At 53.1% G+C, this 855-nt stretch carries 1 protein-coding gene; it reads right to left on the reverse strand.

What is annotated here, in order from left to right:
• On the reverse strand, nt 1-778 hold a 778-nt coding region (locus KHU29_RS22050), incomplete at its 3' end, for an IS5 family transposase (protein ID WP_211455467.1).
• Nucleotides 779-855 lie beyond the last annotated feature (77 nt).

Raw genomic sequence — 855 nt, forward strand, 5'->3', positions numbered from 1 at the left:
TATTCGTCATGCGTTCCTCTTCAGTGAGCTCGTGAGAACGTGTGCCGCGACGGTTGGTAAAATCGCGCGCATTTGGCGCCACCTTGCTAATGGCCTCCTTTTGACCGATGTACGCCGAATCGCCCCACACCCGCGTTTCAGCACCGTGCAGCAACTTGGGCAACGGCTGACTATCGTGGACATTGGCCGGCGTGACGACGGCAGAGTGAATCAGTTTGGTCTTGCTATCGACGCCAACGTGGCCTTTCATCCCAAAGTGCCACTGATTGCCCTTCTTTGTCTGCCGCATTTCCGGGTCGCGTTGTTTGTCGCTGTTTTTAGTCGAGGATGGTGCCGCAATGATCGTCGCATCGACAATGGTGCCGCCAGCAACCTTCATACCGCGCTCTTGCAGATGGCGACCAACCTCTTCAAACAAACGACGACCCAACTCGTTGCGCTCCAGAAGATGGCGAAATTTACATACCGTGGTCTCGTCCGGCACTGGCTCAAGCCCCAGGTCTATGCCAACAAAACTGCGCATCGATATCGATTCATACAACGCTTCTTCGACTGCCGGATCAGACAGATTGAACCACTGCTGCAAAAAATAAATCCGCAGCATTCGCTCCAACCCTACCGGGCGTCGACCATTGCCAGCTTTTGGATAGTGCGGCTCAATCAATTCGCACAGTATCGCCCATGGCACCACTTGATCCATTTCGCTCAGGAACACTGCGCGACGCGTCGTCTTCGCGTATTTGTCAAATCCAGCAATGGCAAGTGTCGTTTGTTTCATGGGCTTCATCCAAATTTGTTTCGAATACCTCGTCTAACGCTTCAATGCGGTCGGGCGTTTACTTAATCAGAGATTCC

The sequence above is a fragment of the Collimonas antrihumi genome (assembly GCF_018304965.1).
GTDB lineage: Bacteria > Pseudomonadota > Gammaproteobacteria > Burkholderiales > Burkholderiaceae_D > Collimonas > Collimonas antrihumi.